This window comes from Streptomyces sp. NPDC002573 (genome assembly GCF_042889625.1).
GTDB classification, from domain to species: domain Bacteria; phylum Actinomycetota; class Actinomycetes; order Streptomycetales; family Streptomycetaceae; genus Streptomyces; species Streptomyces gibsoniae.
The window spans coordinates 64,617-72,107 of sequence record NZ_JBIARC010000033.1; the positions used below are offsets into that span (position 1 = coordinate 64,617).

Here is a 7,491-nt window from a genome sequence, read left to right on the forward strand (position 1 = left end):
GCCGAAGGGCCGTACCGTGTCACAGGGCGAGCCGGACTCCGTACTCGGTGAGCCACAGGTGCAGTTGCAGGGCCATCTCGATGTTCGTGCGGGTCAGCCAGTGCGCCCCGCCGCGCGCCTCGGCCGCCGCCGCCCGGGCGGCCACCGGGTCGAGCAGCGGCGCCACGGGCGAGCCGGGATCGTCCAGCACCCGGGTCAGCTCGCGCCGCAGCACATGGGTGTACGCGGGGTCCTGGTTCACCGGGAACGGGCTCTTGCGGCGCTCCACCACCGACCTGGGCAGCAACTCGCCCACCGCGGACCGCAGCAGGCTCTTCTCCCGACCGCCGCAGGTCTTCAGTTCCCACGGCACGTTGAAGAGATACTCCGCCAGCCGGTGGTCGCAGAACGGCATCCGCACCTGAAGACCGGCGGCCCGGCTGAGCCGGTCGTCGCGGTCCAGGAGCCGGGGAAGCCACCGTACGAGGTACAGATGGCAGACCTCCCGCAGCCGCCGGTCGCGGTCGCTCTCGCCGTCCAGCCGGGGCACTTCGGCCACGGCCTGGCGGTAGCGGTCGGCGCCGTAGGCGGGCAGGTCCAGTTTCCCCAGCAGTCCCCGGTCGAACAGACCGAGCCCGAGGCCGTGCCGGGACGCCTCGTGGGAGCGCTCGTACGCCACCCACGGGAACTGCTCGGGGCCCGCCGCCTCCGGCTCGCTCATTCCGGTGAAGCCGCCGAAGATCTCGTCGGCGCCCTCGCCGGAGAGCGCGACGGGGGAGTGCTCCCGGGCCGCCCGGAAGATGAGCAGCCCGGCCACGTCCATCTCGGCGAACGGGGTCGGCCGGTCCTGAGCCCGCAGCACCGCCCTGCGCAGCCGCGGATCGAGCAGGTCCGCCGTGCCGAGCACGACGTCGGTGTGGTCGGAGCCGAGATGGCGGGCGACCTCGGCCGCGTACGGGGCGTCCGGGGTGGTGCGTACGTTGTCCGGGCGGAAGTTCTCCGCATAGCCGATGAACGTCGCGGTCGCGGTGCGCAGCTGGCCCCGGTCCCCCAGGGCATGGGCGGCGAGGGCGGTGATCGCACCGGAGTCCAGTCCGCCGGAGAGCAGCGAGACCGGGAGGGCGTCGCCCGAGACGGCCCGGCCGACGCTGTCGGCGAGCAGGGAGCGGACCGTGGCGACCGTGGTCTCCGGGTCGTCGGTGTGAGCGCGGGCCTGGAGCGTCCAGTACGGCCGTTCGACGACCCCGCCCCCGGTGGCGTCGAGCAGATGGCCGGGCCGCACCTCGGCGATGCCCCGGAAGACGCTCGCGCCCGGCGTCTTGGCCTGGGAGAACAGCTCGCGCAGCCCGTCGGCGTCGAGGACCGGCTCCAGCAGGGAGCCGGCGAGGAGCGCCTTGGGCTCCGACGCGAAGTACACCGCGCCGTTCAGCCGGGCGTAGTGCAGCGGGCGGATGCCGAGCCGGTCGCGGACCAGCAGCAGGCGGTCGCGCCGGAAGTCGAACACGGCGAACGCGAACGCGCCGTCGAGGTGCGCGGCACAGTCGTCGCCCCAGACGAGATAGGCGTGCAGCGCGGCCTCCGCGTCGATGCCGTGGCGGGGGCGGTGGCCGTGTGCGGCGAGCGTGGCGCGCAGCGGGGCGATGTCGTGGAGCACCCCGTCGAAGACGACGCCCACGTCCGGGCCGTCGCCCTCGACGGCCGCGGCCGCCCGCTGTTCGGCGGTGCCGCCGGGCGCGGCGGCGGACGCCGCGCGGGTCCCGCGCCAGGTGTGCAGCTCGGCGGGGACGTCCCGGCTCGTGGTGGCGGCCATCGCGTCCAGCACCGACCGGGTGTGTCCGGGGCCGGAGCCGAAGTCGATCCAGCCGGCGATACCGCTCATGCGGAACTCCTTGTCGCGAGAGGCCTGGTGGGACGCCCGGCCCGGGGAGGACCCGGCACACGGCCGGCCCTGCGACCCGAGGCGGGGCGATACCCGCACAGTGTGGATTCGGCCCCTGGGAGGCGGGTCGAGCACGTCTGAACGAGACACGGGGCCCGGGCGCCGGCCGGGACGCCTGCGGCGGGTTCCGGTTGACGACGCCCCGCGGGCCGCGCGCCGCGCGCGCTCGCCCCGCTCTCAGACGTTCTCGATTCCTGCACCACCGGCCCCGGCCACGCTGTGGGCACATCGGTCCGTACGGAGAGGTGTCCGTCCATGGTGTCGACTTCCGCTCACGCGCCGAACCGCCCCGCGCCGCACGGCGTCCCGCACCACCGGGTCGCCGCGATCGGTGCCGGCCCGGCCAACCTGAGCCTCGCGGCCCTGGCCGAGGACGTCCTGCCCCACGACGTGGTGCTCTTCGACCGGCGCCCGGCCCATGCCTGGCACCCCGGTCTGATGCACCCGGGGGTCCGCCTCCAGACTTCGTGGATCAAGGATTTGACCACCCTGGTCGACCCCCGCAACCGTCTGTCCTTCCTGAACTACCTGGTCACCACCGGCCGCGTCTACGCCTTCCTGAACGCGCAGTTCGACGCGATCCCGCGGCTGGAGTACGACCGCTATCTGTCCTGGGCCGCCGAGCAGTTGACGAACATCCGCTACGGCGTGGACATCAGGGACGTCCGGTTCGCCGGGGCGGGCGAGGGATTCGTGCTGTGCGACGAGGACGGCCCGGTGGCCACCAGTGACCACCTCGTCGTCGGCACCGGCACCCGGCCCCATGTCCCCGACTGCTTCCGGGACCGTTCCATCCCCGGCGTGCTGCTCGCGGAGGAGATCGGCGAGCACTTCGAGACCTGCCGCTGCGCACCGTACGAGCCCGCGGTCGTCGTCGGCGGGGGCCAGACCGGTGCCGAGGCGGTCCTCGCGCTGCTCAGCTACGGACTGCGGGAGATCCGCTGGATCGGCCGCCGCCCCTGGTTCGCGCCGCTGGACGACTCGCCGCCCGCCAACGACTTCTTCCGCCCGGCCTATCTGCGTCACTTCCAGGCGCTGCCCGGCCAGGTCCGCGAGCGGTACGTCGCCGAACAGATCCTCACCAGCGACGGTGTGTCGATGTCCACCCTTCAGGAGCTCTACCAGGCGAACTACGAGACCTGGCTGAGCGAGGGCCGGTCCCCGGTGATGATGCTCCCCGGGCGGGACGTCGTGGAGGCCGGGCACCAGGACGACCTGGTGGTGCTGCGCTGCCACCGGGCGGCCGGCGGGCACGAGCGGCACACCGCCCGTCATGTCGTCCTCGCCACCGGGCGTCGCCCCGCACCGCTGCCCCTCGCACCGGAGGTGCTCGACCTGGAGCCCGGCGAGGAGCCGTACGTCGAAGCCGACTACTCGCTGCGCTGGAAGCACGCCGACCGACACAAGGTCTTCGTGCAGAACCGCGCCCAGCCCAGCCACGGAGTGGCCGACCCGAACCTCAGCCTGCTGTCGGTGCGCAGCGCGGCAATCCTCAACTCCCTGCTGGAACGCGAGGCGTTCCCCATCCGCGACGAGCAGGTGCAGACGCTCTGGGCGTGAAGGCCGCACGCCCCGACGCCCGCGCACGACCCTCCCGAGCACTCAACACCCCTTGGAGGAAAAGCAGATGCAGGACGAACGGACCCAGGTCCTCGTCGTCGGCGGGGGCATGGTCGGCCTCTCGGCCGCGGTGTTCCTGGCCTGGCACGGAATGCGGCCCCTGCTCGTGGAACGGCACGCCGAGACCCTGATCCACCCCCGGGCCCGCGGGATCAACGCCCGGTCCGTCGAGCTGTTCCGCCAAGTCGGCCTGGAAAAGACCCTGTTCGCCCAGCGCGGCGAGGGCATCGTCGCCTCCGACGCGGACTCCTCCCGGATGCTCGTCGCCGAGTCCCTCGCCAGCCACGACCACGACTTCGTGGACCTGGCGACCGGTGAGGCGGAGGGCGCGAGCCCTTGTGAGTGGTGCCCCATCGACCAGGACCGGCTGGAGATCGCGCTGCACGGCCGGGCCGCCGAGCTGGGCGCCGTGATCCGCTTCAACACCGAGTGCGAGGAGCTGACCCAGGACGCGGACGGTGTCACGGCCGTGCTGCGCGACCGCGGCACCGGCGAGCGCCGTACCGTACGCGCCGCGTACGCGATCGCCGCCGACGGCCAGCGCAGCCCGATGCGGCACGCGCTCGGCATACCCGTCGAGGGCCCGGGCATCCTGCTGCACACCCTGTCCATGGTCGTCGAGGCCGACATCGACGCGGTCCTGGGCGGCCGCCGCTTCGGCTTCGCCTACCTCGACAAGCCCGAGAAGGGCTCGGTCATCTTCCCGCACGACGGCGTGAAGCGCTGGTGCTTCGGCGTGCCCTACCACCCCGACCGGGGGGAGACCGTCGAGGACTACCCCGAGGAGCGCTGTCTGGAGCTGTTCCGCCAGGCCGTGGGCCTCCCGGAGCTCACCGGCCGTCTCATCCCCCAACTGCCCAGCGACGGAACCACGGTGCTGCCGTTCGTCATCGGCGCGCACTGTGCCGAGCGCTTCGCCGAGGGGCGGGTCTTCCTGGCGGGCGACGCCGCCCGGATCGTGCCACCGACCGGCGCGTTCGGCGGCAGCACCGGCATCCAGGACGCCCACAACCTCGCCTGGAAGCTGGCCGCAGTGCTGCGCGGCGACGCGAGCGAGGAGCTCCTCGCCTCCTACGACGCCGAGCGCCGGCCGGTCTCGGAGTTCACCATGGAGCAGGCCATGGCGCAGATGGTGGGCCGCACCGGCAACAAGGCGGCCGACGTCGGCGGCGTCCAGGTCCACGACTGGTGGTCGGTGATCCTCGGCTACCGGTACCGCTCGGCAGCCGTCCTCCCGGAGGACGACGACGACCGCCCCGCCTACCCGCCGCACCTGCTCACCGCCCTGCCCGGCACTCGCGCCCCGCATCTGCCGCTGGAGCGCGCCGGTGAGACCGTGTCCACCCTCGACCTGTACGGCCCGCGCTTCACCCTGGTCGCCGGAGCGGCGGGCGAGGCCTGGGAAGCCGCGGCGGCCCGGGCCCGCGAGACCCTCGGCGTCGACCTCGATCTGCACCGGATGGGCAGGGACGTCCACGACTCCCTCGGCCACTGGGCCGGCCGGCACGGCGTCAAGGAGGACGGCGCCGTGCTGGTGCGCCCCGACGGATTCGTCGCCTGGCGCGGCACGGACGCCACCGACGCTGACGACCGGCTCACCGACGCACTGTCCCGGGTGCTGGCCGTCGAGCGATAGCCGGCGCCCCACCGAAGAACGCACCCGTCAAACCTGTCACCCTTCCACCCGGCTCCCAAGGAGATTCGCCATGTCCGACCTGGCCACACGGTTCGCTGAACTCGTCACGTTCGTCGACTCCACCCCCAAGGACGACCTGGAGAAGCTGCTCTCGGAGCGGCCCGGTGGGGTCGCCGCGGCCCTCGGCACCGTCTACGAGAAGCTGGCCTCCACCTTCAACCCCGCCAAGGCGGGCGGCGAGAAGGGCACCTTCCAGTACGAGGTGGCCACCGCCGAGGGGACCAAGGAGTACTACCTGCACGTCGAGAACGACACCTGCGCCGTCGGGCACGGTGTGCGGGAGGGCGCCGACGTCGTCATCGGCATCAAACTGGTCGACATGCTGTACCTGGCCACCGGGAAGCTCAGCGGCCAGAAGGCGTTCATCACCGGCAAGCTGAAGCTGCGCGGCAACGCGTTCTTCGGTATGAAGCAGGGCGAGTGGTTCGACTGATGCTGCGCACCGAACTCGAGTCCGCCGCCGCCCCGTTGCTGGAGAAGATCAAGGACCACCCGTTCTTCGCCGGGCTCCGGGACGGCACGCTGGACGGAGCCGCGCTGCTCCACTTCGCCCGCCAGGACGCCGACTTCCTGTTGCCGGCCTACGGCCGCGCCCTCGCCCGCACCGCCGCCCTCGCTCATGACAACGCGCATGCGATGGTGCTGGCCCGGATGGCGGTCGGCACCCTGGAGGCCCGCCAGGCCATGGCGATGGGCTACGACATCATGGCGGCCCAGCTCGGCGCCGGGGACGACTCCTGGCGCACGGCACCGGCCGACCCGGTCACCCACGCCTACACCTCGTTCTTCTCGTCGGCCGCAGCGAGCTCGCTCGCCGAGGCGATCGGGGCCCTGCTGCCCTGCTCCTGGTTCTATCTGAGCATCGCCGACGACCTGAAGGAACGGCACGACCCCACCGCCCGCTACGCGGACTGGGGCAAGGCCCTGCACCCCGGCGACGACTACCGGGATGTGCTGGAGGAGTTCCTGACCGTCGTCGACGAGGTGGGCGAGCGGGTCTCGGCGGACGACCGGGACCGGCTGACAGGGAATTTCCTGACCGCCGCGCGCTACGAGTGGTCCTTCCTCGACGCGGCACTGCACCGACTCGACTGGCCCGTCTGACCGTCCGGCTCCCGGGCCGCCCTACTCGCAGATCGGAGGGGCGCATGCGCCTAGGACTCAACCTCACCAACTTCAGCTGGCCCGGCTCCCCGGAGAACCTCGGCCCGGTGCTCGGGCGGATCGCCCGCACCGCCGAGGAGGTCGGCTTCGACAGCTTCTGGGTGATGGACCACTTCTTCCAGACCCCGCTCAACCGCGGGCCCGAGGGCGCCTGTCCGGAGGCGTACGCGACCCTCGGCTTCGTCGCCGGGCAGACCTCCCGCATCCGCCTCGGCACCCTGGTGACGGGCGTCGTCAACCGGCACCCCGGGGTGCTCGTGAAGACCGTCAGCACCCTCGACGCGCTGTCCGGCGGCCGGATGTACTTCGGCATCGGGGCCGCCTGGTTCGAGGAGGAGCAGCGCGGCCTCGGCATCCCCGTCGTACCGAAGGCGGAGCGTTTCGAACGGCTGGAGGAGGCCGTTCTGATCGCGAAGCGCATGTGGGCGGGCACCACCGAGCCGTACGAGGGCCGGCACTACCGCCTGGAGCGGCCCCTGAACGAGCCGAACTCGCCGCAGCGCCCGCACCCGCCGATCCTGATCGGCGGGCAGGGCCCGAAGAAGACCTTCGGGCTGGTGGCGCGGTACGCCGACGCCTGCAACGTCTACGAGCTTCCCGACCCGGAGATGATCCGCGAGAAGCTGGCCGAGCTGCCGCCGCAGCACCCGATGCGCCGCAACGCGCACATCAAGCCGACCGAGGTGATCCGCAAGCAGTTCGCGGTGCTGCGCGAGCGGTGCGAGGAGGTGGGCCGGCCGTACGGCGAGATCGAGAGGACCACGCTGGGCACGGGCGCGCTGACCAAGGACGGCGCCGACGGCTCGTACACCGTCAAGGGCGCGATCGAACGGTTCCACCAGCTCGCGGAGCTGGGGGTCGACCACGCGATCGTGGAACCGCCGAACCCGGCGGAGGAGGGCGCGCTCGACCTGTGGGCCGAGGTGGTGCCCGAGATCGCGAAGATCGTCCCGGCGGGGCGGTAGCGGCACCCGACGGGAACCGGGGCCGGGGGGGGGGGCGCCCCCCCCCGCCCCCCGGGGGGGGGGGCACCGGCAACCCCCCCCCCGGGCCGGCGCGGGGGCCACCCCCCCCGGCGGGGGGCCGGGGCCGC

The 7,491-nt window shown here is 72.8% G+C and carries 6 protein-coding genes; 5 read left to right on the forward strand and 1 reads right to left on the reverse strand.

The window, feature by feature from the left end; all coding sequences use genetic code 11:
• Positions 1 to 19 precede the first annotated feature (19 nt).
• Positions 20 to 1,858: an asparagine synthase (glutamine-hydrolyzing) gene (gene asnB / locus ACFYX0_RS27975; RefSeq protein ID WP_388974094.1), complete on the reverse strand. Its 1,839-nt coding sequence runs from the start codon at positions 1,856 to 1,858 to the stop codon at positions 20 to 22.
• A 315-nt stretch (positions 1,859 to 2,173) separates the two neighbouring features.
• On the opposite strand from asnB, the gene ACFYX0_RS27980 reads away from it, so the two are divergent.
• The 5 genes from ACFYX0_RS27980 to ACFYX0_RS28000 all read left to right on the forward strand — a co-directional run bounded on the left by ACFYX0_RS27980 (position 2,174) and on the right by ACFYX0_RS28000 (position 7,363).
• Complete coding sequence (locus ACFYX0_RS27980) at positions 2,174 to 3,478, forward strand: lysine N(6)-hydroxylase/L-ornithine N(5)-oxygenase family protein (RefSeq protein WP_388974096.1); 1,305 nt, start codon at positions 2,174 to 2,176, stop codon at positions 3,476 to 3,478.
• Between the two features lie 67 nt (positions 3,479 to 3,545).
• Positions 3,546 to 5,174 (forward strand): FAD-dependent oxidoreductase, encoded by a 1,629-nt coding sequence (locus ACFYX0_RS27985; RefSeq protein WP_388974097.1) that lies wholly within the window; start codon positions 3,546 to 3,548, stop codon positions 5,172 to 5,174.
• 70 nt (positions 5,175 to 5,244) lie between these two features.
• Positions 5,245 to 5,667 carry an SCP2 sterol-binding domain-containing protein gene (locus ACFYX0_RS27990; RefSeq protein WP_388974099.1) on the forward strand — a complete coding sequence of 141 codons (423 nt, stop codon included), beginning with the start codon at positions 5,245 to 5,247 and terminating at the stop codon, positions 5,665 to 5,667.
• On the forward strand, positions 5,655 to 6,338 hold the full coding sequence (locus ACFYX0_RS27995; protein ID WP_388974100.1) for a TenA family protein: 684 nt from the start codon (positions 5,655 to 5,657) through the stop codon (positions 6,336 to 6,338). The genes ACFYX0_RS27990 and ACFYX0_RS27995 overlap by 13 nt, the downstream gene beginning before the upstream one ends.
• A 44-nt stretch (positions 6,339 to 6,382) precedes the next feature.
• A complete protein-coding gene (locus ACFYX0_RS28000; RefSeq protein ID WP_355907988.1) occupies positions 6,383 to 7,363 on the forward strand; it encodes an LLM class F420-dependent oxidoreductase in 981 nt (326 codons plus the stop codon).
• The last annotated feature ends 128 nt before the right edge of the window (positions 7,364 to 7,491 follow it).

Excerpts from the sequence above, each read along its gene's own strand:
- asnB (WP_388974094.1), bottom strand. The coding sequence starts at position 1,858 with ATGAGCGGTATCGCCGGCTGGATCGACTTCGGCTCCGGCCCCGGACAC.
- ACFYX0_RS27980 (WP_388974096.1), top strand. The coding sequence starts at position 2,174 with ATGGTGTCGACTTCCGCTCACGCGCCGAACCGCCCCGCGCCGCACGGC.
- ACFYX0_RS27985 (WP_388974097.1), top strand. The coding sequence starts at position 3,546 with ATGCAGGACGAACGGACCCAGGTCCTCGTCGTCGGCGGGGGCATGGTC.
- ACFYX0_RS27990 (WP_388974099.1), top strand. The coding sequence starts at position 5,245 with ATGTCCGACCTGGCCACACGGTTCGCTGAACTCGTCACGTTCGTCGAC.
- ACFYX0_RS28000 (WP_355907988.1), top strand. The coding sequence starts at position 6,383 with ATGCGCCTAGGACTCAACCTCACCAACTTCAGCTGGCCCGGCTCCCCG.